Annotated in this window: 14 protein-coding genes and 1 tRNA gene; 6 read left to right on the top strand and 9 right to left on the bottom strand. The window is 47.0% G+C overall.

Annotated elements, in window-relative coordinates; all coding sequences use genetic code 11:
• Nucleotides 1-52 precede the first annotated feature (52 nt).
• Together RT717_RS20650 and RT717_RS20645 are read left to right on the top strand one after the other, a co-directional pair.
• Entirely contained in the window at nucleotides 53-1,483 is a 1,431-nt protein-coding gene (locus RT717_RS20650; RefSeq protein WP_317488248.1) for an ATP-binding protein, read from the top strand.
• A 3-nt stretch (nucleotides 1,484-1,486) separates the two neighbouring features.
• On the top strand, nucleotides 1,487-3,151 hold the full coding sequence (locus RT717_RS20645) for an FAD-dependent oxidoreductase (RefSeq protein ID WP_317488247.1): 1,665 nt from the start codon (nucleotides 1,487-1,489) through the stop codon (nucleotides 3,149-3,151).
• 16 nt (nucleotides 3,152-3,167) lie between these two features.
• Here the strand turns inward: RT717_RS20645 and RT717_RS20640 are convergent, their stop codons facing one another.
• From RT717_RS20640 to egtB, 9 genes are all read right to left on the bottom strand, one after another.
• The gene (locus RT717_RS20640; RefSeq protein WP_317488246.1) at nucleotides 3,168-3,776 is read right to left on the bottom strand and encodes a hypothetical protein; all 609 of its coding nucleotides are present in this window, start codon (nucleotides 3,774-3,776) and stop codon (nucleotides 3,168-3,170) included.
• Nucleotides 3,777-3,780: 4 nt separating this feature from the next.
• Entirely contained in the window at nucleotides 3,781-4,269 is a 489-nt protein-coding gene (locus RT717_RS20635; protein ID WP_152000067.1) for an RNA polymerase sigma factor, read from the bottom strand.
• A gap of 146 nt (nucleotides 4,270-4,415) precedes the next feature.
• Nucleotides 4,416-5,330: a Kelch repeat-containing protein gene (locus RT717_RS20630; protein WP_317488245.1), complete on the bottom strand. Its 915-nt coding sequence runs from the start codon at nucleotides 5,328-5,330 to the stop codon at nucleotides 4,416-4,418.
• A 155-nt stretch (nucleotides 5,331-5,485) separates the two neighbouring features.
• A complete protein-coding gene (gene arsN2, locus RT717_RS20625; RefSeq protein WP_317488244.1) occupies nucleotides 5,486-5,938 on the bottom strand; it encodes an arsenic resistance N-acetyltransferase ArsN2 in 453 nt (150 codons plus the stop codon).
• Between the two features lie 87 nt (nucleotides 5,939-6,025).
• Entirely contained in the window at nucleotides 6,026-6,631 is a 606-nt protein-coding gene (locus tag RT717_RS20620) for a carboxypeptidase-like regulatory domain-containing protein (protein WP_317488243.1), read from the bottom strand.
• 1 nt (nucleotide 6,632) lies between these two features.
• Nucleotides 6,633-7,685, bottom strand: coding sequence for a M42 family metallopeptidase (locus RT717_RS20615; protein ID WP_317488242.1), 1,053 nt, complete (start codon nucleotides 7,683-7,685; stop codon nucleotides 6,633-6,635).
• 86 nt (nucleotides 7,686-7,771) lie between these two features.
• Nucleotides 7,772-7,855, bottom strand: a tRNA-Leu gene (locus tag RT717_RS20610).
• Between the two features lie 73 nt (nucleotides 7,856-7,928).
• Complete coding sequence (locus RT717_RS20605) at nucleotides 7,929-8,909, bottom strand: L-histidine N(alpha)-methyltransferase (protein WP_317488241.1); 981 nt, start codon at nucleotides 8,907-8,909, stop codon at nucleotides 7,929-7,931.
• Between the two features lie 7 nt (nucleotides 8,910-8,916).
• On the bottom strand, nucleotides 8,917-10,182 hold the full coding sequence (gene egtB / locus RT717_RS20600; RefSeq protein ID WP_317488240.1) for an ergothioneine biosynthesis protein EgtB: 1,266 nt from the start codon (nucleotides 10,180-10,182) through the stop codon (nucleotides 8,917-8,919).
• 180 nt (nucleotides 10,183-10,362) lie between these two features.
• Here egtB and RT717_RS20595 point away from each other — a divergent pair, with 180 nt between their 5' ends.
• From RT717_RS20595 to RT717_RS20580, 4 genes are read left to right on the top strand one after another with little or no spacing between them, the layout of a single operon-like run.
• Nucleotides 10,363-11,046 (top strand): TetR/AcrR family transcriptional regulator, encoded by a 684-nt coding sequence (locus tag RT717_RS20595; protein ID WP_317488239.1) that lies wholly within the window; start codon nucleotides 10,363-10,365, stop codon nucleotides 11,044-11,046.
• A gap of 12 nt (nucleotides 11,047-11,058) precedes the next feature.
• Nucleotides 11,059-12,804, top strand: a complete 1,746-nt coding sequence (locus tag RT717_RS20590) for a peptidase domain-containing ABC transporter (RefSeq protein WP_317488238.1) — start codon at nucleotides 11,059-11,061, stop codon at nucleotides 12,802-12,804.
• 4 nt (nucleotides 12,805-12,808) lie between these two features.
• On the top strand, nucleotides 12,809-14,164 hold the full coding sequence (locus RT717_RS20585; protein ID WP_317488237.1) for an HlyD family secretion protein: 1,356 nt from the start codon (nucleotides 12,809-12,811) through the stop codon (nucleotides 14,162-14,164).
• On the top strand, nucleotides 14,161-15,561 hold the full coding sequence (locus RT717_RS20580) for a TolC family protein (RefSeq protein ID WP_317488236.1): 1,401 nt from the start codon (nucleotides 14,161-14,163) through the stop codon (nucleotides 15,559-15,561). Before RT717_RS20585 ends, RT717_RS20580 begins: the two co-directional genes overlap by 4 nt.
• The last annotated feature ends 90 nt before the right edge of the window (nucleotides 15,562-15,651 follow it).

Raw genomic sequence — 15,651 nt, 5'->3', positions numbered from 1 at the left:
TTATATCTTTTGTGAAAGATACCAAATTGGAGGAAGCCTCAAACCTTCTTCAATGCCAAAGGTGTCTTTCGAACCATCATTTATCAATATGGATTTATTAAAAGCACTACAGGAGAACCCTAGCCTCCAGGGGGTTTCGGATAATCAGTTGCAGTGGCTGATCGACAATTCTGAATGCCGTGACTTCCAGGAAGGAGAGTTCTTATTTAAAAAGGGCGATGCTGCCGATCATATGATGATTCTCCTTTCGGGAAAGGCAAGGGCCTACGCTATACAAAACAACCAAAAGAGGGAGCTTTTTGAGCTTGAGCCGCCAGATATAAGCGGGCTGCTGCCTTTTTCCAGGTTAAAAACGGCGGTTGGTTATGCAGAAGTGGTTCAACCAACCACTGTGCTCCTTACTTCCCGAGAAAAGTTAAAAGAGCTTGTGTGCACACACTATGATTTGACTGAGAAGCTTGTGCACGAAATGACCTCCAGGGTGAGGGAGTTTACTTCTATGCAGCGGCAAAATGAAAAGATGATGGCCCTTGGTAAGCTCTCTGCAGGCCTCGCTCATGAGCTTAACAACCCTGCCGCAGCTATAGTCAGAAGTTCCGATGAACTCAAAAAGCACCTGGCCTACACCCCTGAAAGGTTCAAGCAGGTGATATCGATGAAGCTTGAAGAGGAGCAAGTAGATGCTGTGAATGCAATTCTTTATGAAAAAGCCAAAGCGGGGCGTCAAAACCTGGGATTGAGAGAGAGAAATAAACAAGAAGAAGAAATTCTGGACTGGTTCGACGACAATGACCTGGAAGGGGGAGACGACCTTGCAGAAAACTTTATCGAATATGGAATAGGGCCCAAGGAACTGGATATGGTTAGGGAGTATATTCCAGAAAAAGAGCTTCTGCCTGTGCTGTTCTGGCTCGACAATGTATTGACCACCGAACGCATGGTTGGCGATATCAACGAGGCCTCCACTCGCATTTCCAAGCTGGTACAGTCGGTGAAATCGTATTCCCACATGGACAGGGGGCACGACAAAGCCCCGACCAATATCCACATTGGCATCAAGGATACGCTGACGATGCTTGACCACAAAATCAGGAAAGCCAATATTTCGTTGGCCATCGACGTGGCTTCGGGTATTCCTCCAATTAATTTGCTGGCTGGAGAAATGAATCAGGTGTGGACAAATATTATCGACAACGCCATTGATGCGCTGGAAGGAGTGCCTTCGCCGATGCTAACAGTGCAGTCGGTAAAGGATGGAGAGTTTGTGAAAGTGCATATCATCGATAACGGCCCTGGTATTCCTCCAGACCTTTTAGGCAAGATTTTCGACCCATTTTTCACTACCAAAGAGGTGGGAAAGGGCTCGGGGCTGGGGCTTGAAATAGCCAAAAATATTGTTGAACAACACAATGGTACACTAAAGGCCGCCTCCCGTCCGGGTGAAACTATTTTTACCGTATGTATCCCATTGAAAGACAAGTAACCAATGAAGAAGCCAGTTATTTTTTCGGTTGATGACGACCCGCAAGTGCTAAAAGCGATACGCAGAGATTTGCGCAACGAGTTTCGTGACGACTACAGGATTATGAATACCGAGTCGGCAAATGAAGGGCTGGAGGTACTGCTGGATATCAAAAAGGCAGGGGAGGAAGTGGCCTTGTTTATCTCCGACCAGCGCATGCCCGAAATGGAGGGCGTAGCTTTTCTTGAAAAGGCCAGGGTAATTTTTCCTGAAGCAAAGCGAGTGTTGTTAACTGCCTATTCCGACACCGACGCAGCCATCAAGGCCATCAATGATGTGCAGCTCGACTACTACCTGATGAAGCCGTGGGATCCACCTGAAGAAAAGCTCTTTCCGATCCTCAACGACCTTCTGGACGAGTGGCAAGCGGGCTATATCCCGGATTTTGACGGATTGAGGATTCTTGGGTACCAATTCAGCCCTAAAACCCACTCTCTGAAGGATTTTCTTTCCGGCAACCTGTTTCCCTTCCAATGGCTGGATGTGGAAACCAATGAGAAAGCCAAAGAGCTTATTGCGCTGCATGCTTTGGTGGCAAAGGATTTCCCCGCCGTGGTTTTGGATAATGGCGCTGTGCTGAAGGGAGTAACAGCCGAAACTTTGGCTGAAAGCATCGGCCTGAATCCCCGGGCCAAGGAAGAGCTGTACGATGTGGTGATCATAGGCGCCGGGCCGGCCGGTCTCGCAGCCGGGGTTTACGGCGGCTCCGAGGGCTTGAAAACCCTGCTGGTAGAGCGACGTGCCCCAGGCGGGCAGGCGGGTACCAGCTCGAGAATCGAGAACTACCTCGGCTTCCCAAGCGGGCTGAGCGGAGCTGACCTGTCAAGGAGAGCAATAACACAAGCCACCCGGTTTGGGGTTGAGTTTTTATCTCCACAAGCAGTGAATAAGGTGGAGGTGAAAGATCCCTACAAAATTATCACACTGACCAATGGAAGCGTCATCCATGCGAAGAGTGTGGTGATTACTACCGGTGTGGACTATCGCAAGCTGGACACCAAAGGGCTGGAGCAATTCACCGGAGCGGGGGTTTATTACGGAGCTGCCACCACCGAAGCTGCAGCATGCAAAGACGGCGATGTGTTTGTGGTAGGCGGAGGCAACTCTGCCGGGCAGGGCGCCATGTATCTTTCAAGATTTGCCAGAAAAGTATTCATTGTTGTTCGCAAGGAAGACCTTACTTCCACCATGTCATCTTACCTTATCGATCAGATCAACGCAACACCAAACATTGAACTGGTGCCATGCACTGAGGTCACAGAAGCTTTTGGTGAGAATGAGCGGCTTACCCATCTTGAGCTATCCAATATTTCGAACGGCCAGAAAAACAAAGTCGAAGCAAGGGCGATCTTTATTTTCATTGGTGCCAAGCCTTACACAGAATGGTTGGGTGATCTTATCATCAAAAATGACAAGGGGTTTATTGCCACAGGTCGTGATTTGGTGCAGTTTCCTGATTTTAAAAAGAAGTGGAAACAAGCAAGAGAGCCCTTTGCGCTGGAGACTTGCCAACCGGGCATTTTTGCTGCCGGCGACGTGCGCATGAATGCGATGAACAGGGTGGCGTCAGCCGTAGGAGAGGGGGCCATGGCCATCAGCTTTGTGCACAGGTACCTGGAGGAGATTTAGTGTGCGATGAAGAGTGCTACTCTTTTTCGAGCTCGGCAATATGTGACTCCAACTCATTCAGGTATTTGCCGAAGGACACCTTGTTCATCCATCGGGCCAGCAGGTGGCTGAGTGGGGTCAGCACTATCCAGCAAGCGATAAGCAAAATAATGGCCGTGCGACTTTCGAAAAACTCATCAAGGGTTGCCTGAGTCGTAAAGCCCAGAAGAAAGCCTGCAGTAAGAGCCACAGGATAGATAAAGAGTGCGATCCTTTCTTCCTGTCGCAGCACTTTACTCACAAATGCATGGTAGTTTTTTAGGTTGGTTAGCAGGCCTTCGTCCATGGGAATGCCCGCCTTAATTCGTTTGTTCTGGCTTAAGAATAGGAAGAAAGCAGTGAAATAAACGCCTGCCATAAAAAACTGCAGGCCGCTCACCAGAGGCTCTTTTATTTTGATGCCGATATAAAGGAAAATAAATGTAAATGCGACAATGAAAGCCAGCTTGACGGTAAATCCTGTTTGAATTTTCTGAACCGGGCCGTGCGATTTTTTGTGCATGGCTTCCAGAATATCCTTGTCGTTCAGTATCCCCATGGAGAACTGGTCCATTTGCATTTTATCCCATGTTTTTTTCAAGTCCATACCCTTAGCCGTTTAATTTTTTGGTCAATTGCTGCTTGATCCTGTGGAGTTTGACGGCCACATGATTCTTAGTCAAACCGGTGATCTCGGCTATTTCCTCATTTTCGTAGCCATCCAGATGGAGAGAAACGATTGCCCGATCCGTTTCTCCAAGCGATTTGATGGCCATCATGAGCATTTCTGTATCATCATTTTTGTCACCAGGCAATGCGTAGCCTGATGCCTTCTCTAAATCATCAGTAGGTATTCTGCTGTTTTTTCTCCTGAACGTGAGCACTGTATTGAGGCTCACCTTGTATAGCCAGGTAGAAAATTTTGAACGCCCGTCGAACCTCGTAAAGGAATGCCAAGCCTGGAGAACAATCTCCTGGTACAGGTCCTTTTGGTCTTCAGTATTATCAATATAGAGTCGTATGACCTTATAGATAATGCCGGCATTCTCTTTTACCAGCGACATATATTGCGCCTGAAGATCCGACTGAAGGTGGGGCATTAGGTTGATTTGGTTTGGGTAATAGGTATTGGCTCTTGAGCTATAATTACAGGGTTCCTTAATTTTTACGCAGAAGGTAAACTTATTTGCGCTGAGAGATAATAAAGGGTGGAATTGTTTTCATTGGCCACGATATATGCAGGCTATTACTCCGGCACCATCAACTCGGTCAATGATATTTTGAAGGTTTTGTTACTGGCTGTTCGCCCATCGTCCCACGTACCTCCGAAAATGTACAAATAATCGCCTATGATAGCGGAGCCTGGCGACACGATGGTCATCCAGGTTTCAAATTCTTTGAATGTGCCGTCTCTGATGTCTATCCGGCCGATAATGTTGTTTTCCTGCCCTACGTTAGAAAGGAATATGTAGGGATATTTTGCTGCAACGGAGAAATGGCTGGCAGCATAGGGCAAGTATCCCACGGTTTCCCAAAAGTCTCCTTCAAAATCGTAGCGCCATATGTCTGCGTATGTGTGTTCGTTATCAAAACCACCGAAAGTATACAGGCTATTGCCAACGACGGCTCCGTAGGTGACTCGTGTGGAAGGCATCGGCGCCAGGTCTTCCCATTCACCGGAGGCAGGATTGTAGCTAAGCATCCGATTTGAGAAATGGGTGGATCCGTCTTCCTCGAAGGCTATCCCCCCAAAAACATAGGCTTTACTATTCCAGTGAACTATCTGGCTTCCCTGAGCCCAATGGGGATTGCTTCGCAGGTAGTCGACATGATAGTCTCTAAGGTCAAGAATTTCCAGGGGGAAAGTGTAAAAGTCACCTTTCTGGATGTCAGTGAAGCCGGTAGAAACTATAATATTGAAATCTGGCAGGTACACGCTGTTGGTGTGCCCTTTTACAAGTGGTTTGTCGTTGAAATGAGCCTTTTCCCACCCTCCGGCAAATGGCGAAAACAAATAGACTTCACCGACAGGTTGCCTTCCTCTGCCTAAAAAAGTGGTTCCACCAATAGAAAAGATAATTTTTCCATCGGTTGCATAGCCCATCTCAAATATGCCGGTTGGCATGGTCGGGCCTTTCAGAATTTTAACGGAAGATGGCAAGCGAAGGCTTTTGCAACCGCAAGCAAATATGAGAAGAAAGATGAGTAGGCTTTTGGGCAATTGGCTCAACATAGAAAGAATGAGAAATCAATATGCTTATTTAGCTAATTTCGGCGGATTCCCCATGAGAAATACGATTAGTTATCGTCTTCAGACTAGAAACACAATGTTTTATGCATAAAAACAGCTGTGGAGGGGCATAAATCTGAAAATTCGGAAGTATTTTTTATCGCATCGGACGCAGTATTCCGGTCGGCCACTTTATATCCTATTCTCTCAAAAAATTTGCTGGCTGTAGTGGTAAGCAAATACAGATCAGTGATTCCGTTCCTCGCTGCATCATTTTCGAGGGTCCTTATTATCTGCTGTCCATACCCTTTTGCTTTTTCCTGTGCAGGCACACAAACTGAGCGCAGCAGTGCCTCGTTTCCAAATACCTCAAGACCTGCCAGTGCCAGTAGGCTATTGTCGCTAAAAAGGCCAAATAACTTCACTTTTTCCGAAATGTCCGAAACAACAAGTGAGGCCTGTTCCAGCAGCGCTGTGGCTACTGCCAGCTCACTTGGTTTAATTAGACGAAACTGAATGGAGGATTGGGTAGTATTCACAGCAAAGCCATTTAGTACCCACAATGTACCAGCATTTGACGAATGAATCCAGACTTGGCGTCGGTGTTTCGCCGATCTGCGCTTCAATTATTTTTTATTTTTCGCTCGCAACTCTTCTATAAAGTCCAGCCACCTTACCGGGTCAAGAAAATGATTTGGGGGGATTTGACCTGTCAGCTGATAGATTTGCCGGTTCCTCAGCTGCTCGTCGTAGTATTTTTCCGACTCATAGGAGTTTCTCATCGTGGCCTCGAGCTCTTTCTGCATCATATCGGTTTTGTCCTGCTCGGTTGGTGGGAGGGTAACGCCAAGGAAGGCAGAATGGAATTGTGAGGCACTTGGCCACGGATACACTTTAAGCTCTTTGAGCACTACAGTCGACTTTTCCATCAGCTCTAGCAGCGCATAGCGATTTTCTTTCATGCCTGCAGGAATGATGAGCTCGGAGGTTTTGTAACCCACCATTGAAAACTGCACGGTGTCGGTGGGGTGGACGAGCAAGGTAAAAAGCCCTTGAGAGCTGGTGATAGTGCCGTGGAAAGAGCCTTTCACAAGCACGGTGGCAAACGGTAGCGGATCCAGGCTTTCTTTGTCGAGTAGACTCCCGGTAATTTGAAGAGTGGCAGGTTGCTGAGCAAAGCTGCCAAGTACAATACCAATTGTCAAAAGCAGCAGAACAAGCAGTTTTTTCATGTTAGTGGCTCCAGTTGTACTGGTCTAACTCTGATAACGCAGAAGAGAGCAAATTAATGCACGATTGTACGTCTTCTTTGTGGGCCATTTCAATTACCTGATGCAAATGGCGGGTAGGGATGGAAATAGCGCCTGAAATAGCGCCGTTTTTACCCATTCTCTGCACATAGGCCGTGTCGGTGCCGCCCGCAGTAAGAATTTCAGGTTGCCATTTTATTTTATTTTTATCAGCTGTCTTTTTCAGGTAGTCCACCATTCGGTAGTCGCAGATAGCAGAAGAATCCATGATTTTGATGGCTGCCCCTTTCGAAAGTTCCGTCACTTTTTCATGCGCTTGCGCTCCTGGCACGTCGAAGGCAATGGTGGTGTCGAGAGCCAGACCAAAATCAGGGTTAATGGTGTGCGCAGCCACCTGTGCACCCCGAAGGCCAACTTCCTCCTGCACAGTGAACACTCCATAGATGTCGTGAGGAAAATCCTTGATGTTTCTGAGAGTTTCAATCAAAATGAAGACCGAAATTCGGTTGTCAATAGACTTGCAGTTGACGCAGTTTCCCATTTCTATCAGTTCTCTCTCTCTGGTAACCGTATCTCCAATGCTGATATATTTGACCACTTCGTCTTTGGTCATTCCCATGTCGATGAAGAAATCGGTGGTCTCCGGGAGCTTCTTTTTTTCTTCAGCGCTCATTACGTGCACGGGCTTGGTGCCCATCACGCCTACAAGGTCTTTCCTGCCGTGAACGATAACTCTTTGGGCAGTCAGTGTCTTTGGATCGAAGCCGCCGAGCGTGTGAAAGCGAAGGAAGCCTGCATCGTCAATATGCTTCACAATAAAGCCTATTTCGTCCATGTGTGCGGCAACCATTACCTTTTTATTGTCCTTGTTATTTCTAGCCTTTTTTATGCAAATAATATTCCCAAGGTTATCTACCTCCAAAGTATCGACTAAAGGCGCAACTTCTTTAATTACCAGGTCTCTGACCTTTTTTTCGTATCCTGGGGCACCTGGTGTCTCGCAGATTTTTTTTAGGAGGGCTATGTTTAGGCTCATTTCACTAATAATCAGTGTGTTATTTGTTACACAAATATGAGTGATTTTGGTGGAAATAAAAAAGTTTTGGGAAGATAGAAAAGAAGTGCGCAAAGGGGGATTCGAACCCCCACGGGCTAACGCCCACTACCCCCTCAAAGTAGCGTGTATACCAATTTCACCACTTGCGCATTAAAACCTTTATTGGGAGTGCAAAGATAGACCAGTGTTAATTAAACGCAAAGGATTTTCTCCGGTAAACTATCAGGTAGCCACCCACAGGGAATCAGTGAAATATTCATCCGTGTCCTGGAGGTTTTTTACGACACCAAACCCACTGCTGGCAGCCAATTCGTTAATTGTTTCGAAATCAAACTTCCTGGAAATCTCCACATGAATGGGCTCCCATTTTTTGAAATAGTAGCTGACCCCTATCGCCTGCATGGTCACTTCTTGTTCGGCAAGGCTGATTAAATAGCTCCTGCATTCACCAGACTGGGGATCGTACGACTGATAGTGTTTGAATTTTGTCAAATCAAAATTAGCACCGAGCTCTATGTTGAGCCTTTTGAGCAGATTCATATTGAAATCTCTCGTAACTCCGCTGGCATCGTCGTAAGCGTTTCGGATCACGTGCGGATCCTTCTTCATATCAAAGCCTATAAGTACCATGTCGCCTTGGTTCAGACTTGCTCTGAGCGAAGAAAGGAAACTGATGGCTTGGTGCTGCCTGAAGTTGCCAATATTCGACCCCAGAAATAGCACTACCTTTCTTTGCCCGTCGGTCTTTTGCATTTGGTTCAGCACTTCGAAATATTCGCCTTCCATGCCTTGTACCTGCAAAGAAGGGAGCTCCGTTTTGAGAGAGCTTTCCAATTCCTGAAGTACATTGCCTGATATGTCGATGGGCCGGTAGTCGAATTTTGCGTGTTGCTCTATGAAGTGACGCAGCAGCACCTTGGTCTTCCACCCGTCCCCAGCGCCAAATTCCATTAAATGAAAGGCAGTTCTCTGGTCGGCAAAATATTGAAGAAGCAGCTCTTTGTGTTCTTTAAATATGGCATACTCAGCCCTGGAGAGATAGTACTCATCCAGTTGCATAATTTTTTGAAACAGCCTGTCTCCTTCTGCATCGTAGAAATACCTGGAGGAAATGGCCTTCGGGTTTGCCGAGAGACCCGCATCTATTTCGGACGCAAAGGTGTCGGTTGGAAGCAATACTTCCTCATTAAGTTCTTTTTCCATAGATGGTTTAGATGTGTTTGGCGAGCCTGATGCCTGTAAACTGCCAGCGTAAATTTGCCTGAAAGAAATTACGATAAGTGGCCCTGATGTGGTTGGCAGGTGTAGCACAGGATCCACCTCGCAGCACCATTTGGTTGACCATAAATTTCCCGTTGTATTCTCCCACAGCGCCTTCTTCAGTTTTAAAATACGGGTAGGGCAGGTAGGCACTTTGAGTCCACTCCCAGGCATCCCCAAATAGCTGTAAGTTGCCCGGCTTTTGTGCTACCGGGTGATAGCGCTCGCTTTCAACAAAATTGGAGGTGGAGGGAGCCGAAGGACTTAGCCGACGAGATGCGGCCTCCCACTCAAACTCAGTAGGCAGCCTTAGTCCAGCCCAGCGGGCAAAAGCTTCTGCCTCATAATAATTAATGTGTGTGACAGGAACTGAGGGGTCGATTGGCTGAAGCCCGCCGAGTGTGTATTGGTGCCAAACACCATCCATTTTGTGCCAGTACATAGGCGCCTCTGCCTTTTCAGTATTTACCCAGGCCCATCCGTCCGACAGCCAGAACCGGAAGTTCTGATAGCCGCCTGCTCTGATGAACTCCAGGTATTCGCCGCAGGTAACAAGGCTGTTGCGAATGGCGAAGGGGTGAAGGAAAACCTTGTGCACGCCTTTTTCATTGTCGAAGTGGAAGCCCTCTTCCTGGTAGCCAATGGTGTGCATGCCCTCCTGTACCTCAGAAAAAGACACGTCATTGGCAGCAGTCGATTTTTCAGCCGCCGATGGCCTGTACAGTGGTTGCAGCGGATTGTTACCCAGAATGTACTTAATGTCCGTTAGGAGCAACTCCTGATGCTGCTGTTCATGATTGAGGCCAAGCGCCAGAAGGGTGGCAGCCCGCTCCGGTATGCTTTCGCTGTTTTCCAGCCAGGCCAGCATGTGCGCATCCACATGTTTTCTGTAGGCGAATACATCGGCCACCGTTGGCCTTGAGAGATTCCCTCTGTCGGTTCGCACCACCCGCTTCCCTACGGACTCATAATAGCTATTGAAAACAAAATTATAGCTGTCATTAAAGAGCTGGTAGCCTTTTACATAGGGTTGCAGGATGAAGGTTTCGAAAAACCAGGTGGTGTGACCCAGGTGCCATTTGGGTGGGCTCACGTCCACAACCGGCTGAACGACAAAGTCTTCCGTTTGGAGTGGCTCGCAAAGTTTTTCCGACTGTGTTCTTACCTGCTGAAATGAATCTACCAGTTGAATAGATGGCCTTTCTATCAGTTCCATAGATGAATTTAGGTATTGCTTTAAAGTAAAACCATTTTAATCAGCTATGGTTCCTGCGAAATAGAAGCGTCACGACATTTTACGAAAAAGTGCCAAAGATTTTTTTCGCAAATAATTAAACAATTCGGAGTTTTATTCGTAATAGTAATACTATCGATACGGATAATCTTACTTTTGTACATGTCAGTGATTACTATCCAAATTGGAGAGAGGTATTATAGTAAAGATCCCCAGTCTACTGAGCTAGGGAGAAAAATCATTTCAGCGAGCATCGAATTGCTTGACCAGCTGGGATTTGAAGAGTTTACTTTCAAAAAGCTGGCAGAAAGCATTGGGTCGACTGAAGCTTCCATTTACCGGTATTTTGAAAACAAATTGAAACTGTTGGTATACCTCACGTCCTGGTATTGGGCCTGGCTGGAATATATGATCGACTACCAAACGCACCATATCCAGGATAAAGCACTCAAGCTGAAGGAAATCATCAAAATTCTTTGTCATGCGGACCAGGGTAACCTGAGCATGGATTTGCCAGGCGTAAACACAGTTTGTCTGAGGCACGTGGTGGTCAGCGAGTCAGACAAAACATACCTTACAAAAAAAGTAGACGAGATCAATAATCAGGGGCTCTTCATGGGGTTCAAATCGCTTTGTCACAAAATCGCTGTGACCATTTCGGCGATTAGTCCTTCCTTTGAGTACCCACATGCCGTAGCCAGCACAATTCTGGAGGCATCTCATCAGCAAGCCTTTTTCGCTTTGCATTTACCTTCCCTCACAGAAATTAGGAGGGACAGTCAAGAAAGTGTTGAGATTCAGGTTTACCATTTTATTGACTCATTGATTTCTAAACTGTTGAAGTAAAAAATACAAAAAATGAATAGCGACGGTCTCAATATAGAAAATAAGCATGCGGGTGATGAACCAAAATTATCGCCAGTCAAGCGTTTGTTCAGGATGCTGTCGTTGGACAAAAGAGAAATTTTCGTCATTTACGCCTATGCAATTTTCTATGGCCTGATCAACCTTTCTCTGCCACTTGGTGTTCAGGCGATCATCGGTTTTGTCACCAGTGCTGAATTCTCCTCTTCCTGGGGGCTGCTGATATTTATCGTTGTGCTGGGTGTGGCCACCGCCGGTATCATTCAGATTCTCCAATTGTCGCTAACTGAATTGCTACAGCGGCGCATTTTCACACGGGCGTCTTTCGAGTTTGCCTACCGGATTCCCAGGTTCAAAATGGAAGCCATCTCCGGTTTTTACCCACCGGAACTGATGAACCGTTTTTTTGATACACTGAACGTTCAAAAGGGACTTCCCAAGATCCTGATAGACGCCTCCACGTCGGTACTACAGATTTTCTTTGGGTTGATTCTATTGTCTTTTTACCACCCTTTCTTCGTTTTCTTTGGCATTGTACTCATTGGGCTGATGTCCCTCATTTTTCTTGTTACAGGGTCCAGAGGGCTAAAGACCAGTATAATGGAATCGAAGTACAAGTACCAGGTAGCCCATTGGCTTGAAGAGTTGGCCAGGGTGATGGGCACTTTCAAGCTGGCCGGAAAGACCAGCCTGCCCATCGATAAAATGAACTACTATGTAAGCAACTATCTCAAGTTCAGAAAGCAGCATTTTAATATCCTCATTCTGCAGTTTTCAAATATTGTGGCCTTCAAAACAATTGTTACATGCGGCATTCTAATTCTGGGCAGTATTCTGGTTATCAATCAGGAGATCAACCTCGGGCAATTTGTTGCTTCTGAAATCATCATTCTTTTGGTACTTAACTCATCTGAGAAACTGATTCTCAGCATGGAAACGGTGTATGATGTACTTACAGGGCTGGAAAAGCTAGGGCAGGTAACAGACATAGAGTTGGAGAGCAACGAAGGAATTGACCTGAATGAAATAGCAAAAGGAAAGGGAATTTCTCTGGAAGTAACAGGGCTTACTTACCAGTTTCCGGGTACTGACAGACCTGCCGTGGAGGGAGTAGACCTAAAAGTCGGCGTGGGCGAAAAAGTGTGCATTACAGGAGTCAATCAATCGGGTAAATCCACATTACTGGCGTTGCTCTCAGGTTTGTACAATGACTATAGCGGGTCGATCCACTTCAACGGCATACCGCTGGGCGACATCAACATTATGAGTTTTCGCTCTTTTATTGGCGACAACCTGGGTATGCAGGATCTTTTCTACGGCACACTGGAGGAAAATATCACTGTTGGGAAGGAAGGCATCAACCTTGAGGACATGCTTTGGGCCATAGAAGAGGTTGGTCTTGGGGAGTATTTCAGGTCACTTCCCAAGGGGCTCAGTACCATGATTCAACCTGAAGGCCAGGGGCTGTCGACGAGCACCAGACAGAAAATTATCCTGGCTCGGACCATTTCAGAGAAACCTAAGCTGATTGTGATGGATCACACGATGCATGGGCTGGACTTTGAAGACCGGAAGCATATCAGTTCAATACTGACGGATCCTGAGTCTAAATGGACATTATTGGCAGTTACCAACGATCCACTCATGCTTTCAAAATGTGATAAAGTAGTTACCATGGAGTACGGAAAAATAGTGGACATAGAAACCAGGGCTAAAGCGACGAAGCCTAAAAAGAAGTAGACCAATGTTAAATATTTCAAATAATTCGATCAACCGTGAAGAGATCCTTAAGGATCAATCGGCCTATCAGGACGTGATGGAAACGTCGGCCTCCCGGAAGTTGGTCTTCCTGCTGTCGGCGCTTCTCTTTGTTTTTCTGGTGATGTTGTTTTTCCCCTGGACACAGAACATCAGGGCCCGGGGTAAACTCACTACACTCCGCCCCGAAAACAGGGAACAAAACATCCATTCGATGATTACCGGACGAATAGAAAACTGGTTTGTTCGTGAGGGGCAACTTGTGACGAAAGGGGACACTATCGTATTTATTTCGGAAGTGAAATCAGAATATTTGGACCCCATGCTTATTGAGCGATCGACTAATCAAACGGATGCAAAAAAGGCGTCTATTGATACCTATGTGAGCAAAGCCCAGGCGCTGGCAGAGCAAATTGCGGCCCTGGAGAAAAACCAAATATTGAAAACAGAGCAGGCAGAAAACTACTTCAATCAGTCGAGACTGAAAGTGCTATCGGACAGCATCGATTTTGAAACGGCACTGGTCAATTATGAAATAGCACAAAAGCAGTTTGACCGTCAACAGACGCTGTACGACCAGGGCCTGAAATCTTTGACGGAGCTGGAACAGAGAAAGCAGAAACTCCAGGAAGCTTTGTACAAGAAGATTTCGATAGAGAACAAGTGGCTGGCCAGCAAGAATGAATTCATCAATGCAAAGCTTAATTTAAGTGTCGTACGAAATGAGTTTTCGGAAAAAATTGCGAAAGCTAAATCCGACCGCATGTCTGCACTTTCTGACGCTTTGCAAGCTGAAGGCGACTTCAATAAGCTCTCGATACAGCAGTCCAGTTACACAAAGAGGTCTGGGTTTTATTACATCACCGCTCCTCAGGATGGTTATGTGACGAAGGCAAGGATCACCGGTATTGGGGAAACGGTGAAAGAAGGAGAGGCTGTTTTTAGCTTCATTCCCGTCAACTACGACCTCGCAGTAGAAATGTATGTGCGGCCAATTGACCTGCCATTGATTGAAGAGGGGCGTAAGGTGCAGCTGCAATTCGACGGATGGCCGGCCCTTGTTTTCAACGGGTGGCCAGGCATGTCTTTTGGCACCTATTCTGGCAGGATTGTGGCTTACGACAGGGCTGCCAGCCCCAACGGGCAGTTTCGGGTGCTTGTTGCCCCCGACCCCAATACTGCAGAGTGGCCGCAGTTGCTGCGGCTGGGCTCGGGCACCTATGGCATAGCCCTGCTTAAAAAAGTGCCGGTTTGGTACGAGCTATGGAGGAATTTGAATGGGTTTCCTCCCGATTTCTACAAAGAAGAGGCAGCCTACAATCCCGACAAAAAATCAAAATGAGACAACTGAGGTTATTTATCATATTAGCGCTTTTGTCTGTTGCACACCTGGCGTGGTCTCAGCCTGCAGATGGAGGCTGGCTGAGCCTGGAAGAGTTTTACGAACTGGTGAACAAGTATCATCCTATTGCCAGACAGGCCACGCTGCTCAATACACGGGGAAGCCTGGCCGTCAATCAGGCCAGGGGAGCTTTCGATCCGAAGCTTGTGTCTGATTTCAGCCGGAAAAACTTTGACGGAAAGAACTACTACGACATTTGGAACACCTACGTGCAGGTGCCCACGTTGCTCAACGTAGACCTGAAGGCGGGTTATGAGCGGAACAAGGGCCTGTACCTCAGTCCTGAAAATACGGTGCCTATGGACGGCCTCTACTATGCAGGTGTTTCGGTGCCCGTGGGGCAGGGTTTGATCCGAAACGAGCGAACCATTGGGCTTCAGAAGGGTAAATATGAGGCACTGGCCTTCGAAAACGAGGCGAACAATGTGCTCAACAATCTTTTTCTGGATGCTAACTATGCCTACTGGTGGTGGTACGAAAACCACAAAAAGAGGGAGGCCATGCAAACCAACCTGAGGCTGATCAGGCAGAGGTTTGAGGGGATCAGGCAAGGCGCCATTAGTGGAGAAAATGCCACGATCGATAGTGTGGAAATGCTGATACAAGTGCAGCAATGGACCAACGAACTCAGGGAGGCGGAGCTCAACCTGCAAAACAGCACCCTGCTCATGCAAAACTTTGTTTGGGCCGATAGCCTCGACGTAGTGGCACTGCGACCTTTTCATCAAGACAGCACCATTTCCCAGGATCTGGATAGCTACCTCGACTGGGCTTTGGCCAACCACCCTGACCTGAAAAAGCTAAACATAGAAAGCAGTGTGCTTGAGCTGGACAGGAGACTGAGCAGCGATCAGCTGAAGCCTGTGATTGATGTCAATTACAATATGTTGTTTGCCGGGCAGAATGATCTGGAGATCGCCAACTACGACAACAATTACAAGCTAGGGGTAGATTTTATCTTTCCGCTGCTTTTAAGAAAGGAGAGGGCGAAGCTTAAAATTGTCAAGATAAAGCAGCAGGAGTATGACCTGAAGATCACGCAGAAGAACAGGGAAGTGATCAACAAAATCCACCAGAGCTACAACAAGGTGTATACGCTGGACGACATGATTGATCAGCAGAGGCAGATCCAGGTCAACTACGAGCGCATGCTGCAGGCGGAGCTCACCAAATTCGAGAATGGGGAGAGCTCCATTTTTCTTGTCAACAGCCGGGAAAACAAAAAGCTGCTGGGCCAGATCAAGCTGATCGAGCTTGAAGCGAAATACAACCGCTCCCTGGGAGAACTCAAATGGGCGACAGGTAAGTTGTATGAAGAGATTGGAGGAGTGGAATAGGTAGGTGAAGCATGCCTGGTTTTGCAAAAAAAAACACCACGGCATAAACAGGTTAAAATGCTGCCGTGGTGCTGACTTCGGTGGTGTTTA

Source organism: Imperialibacter roseus, assembly GCF_032999765.1.
Taxonomy (GTDB): Bacteria; Bacteroidota; Bacteroidia; order Cytophagales; family Cyclobacteriaceae; genus Imperialibacter; species Imperialibacter roseus.
Note: the sequence above shows the minus strand (reverse complement) of the source record. Positions and strands in the feature narration are given on the sequence as shown.

Bases quoted from the DNA above. Each gene is read 5' to 3' on its own strand.
- RT717_RS20635 (WP_152000067.1), bottom strand. From the start codon at position 4,269: ATGCCCCACCTTCAGTCGGATCTTCAGGCGCAATATATGTCGCTGGTA.
- RT717_RS20595 (WP_317488239.1), top strand. From the start codon at position 10,363: ATGTCAGTGATTACTATCCAAATTGGAGAGAGGTATTATAGTAAAGAT.
- egtB (WP_317488240.1), bottom strand. From the start codon at position 10,182: ATGGAACTGATAGAAAGGCCATCTATTCAACTGGTAGATTCATTTCAG.
- RT717_RS20640 (WP_317488246.1), bottom strand. From the start codon at position 3,776: ATGGACTTGAAAAAAACATGGGATAAAATGCAAATGGACCAGTTCTCC.
- RT717_RS20615 (WP_317488242.1), bottom strand. From the start codon at position 7,685: ATGAGCCTAAACATAGCCCTCCTAAAAAAAATCTGCGAGACACCAGGT.
- RT717_RS20580 (WP_317488236.1), top strand. From the start codon at position 14,161: ATGAGACAACTGAGGTTATTTATCATATTAGCGCTTTTGTCTGTTGCA.
- RT717_RS20620 (WP_317488243.1), bottom strand. From the start codon at position 6,631: ATGAAAAAACTGCTTGTTCTGCTGCTTTTGACAATTGGTATTGTACTT.
- RT717_RS20605 (WP_317488241.1), bottom strand. From the start codon at position 8,909: ATGGAAAAAGAACTTAATGAGGAAGTATTGCTTCCAACCGACACCTTT.
- RT717_RS20650 (WP_317488248.1), top strand. From the start codon at position 53: ATGCCAAAGGTGTCTTTCGAACCATCATTTATCAATATGGATTTATTA.
- RT717_RS20590 (WP_317488238.1), top strand. From the start codon at position 11,059: ATGAATAGCGACGGTCTCAATATAGAAAATAAGCATGCGGGTGATGAA.
- RT717_RS20585 (WP_317488237.1), top strand. From the start codon at position 12,809: ATGTTAAATATTTCAAATAATTCGATCAACCGTGAAGAGATCCTTAAG.
- RT717_RS20645 (WP_317488247.1), top strand. From the start codon at position 1,487: ATGAAGAAGCCAGTTATTTTTTCGGTTGATGACGACCCGCAAGTGCTA.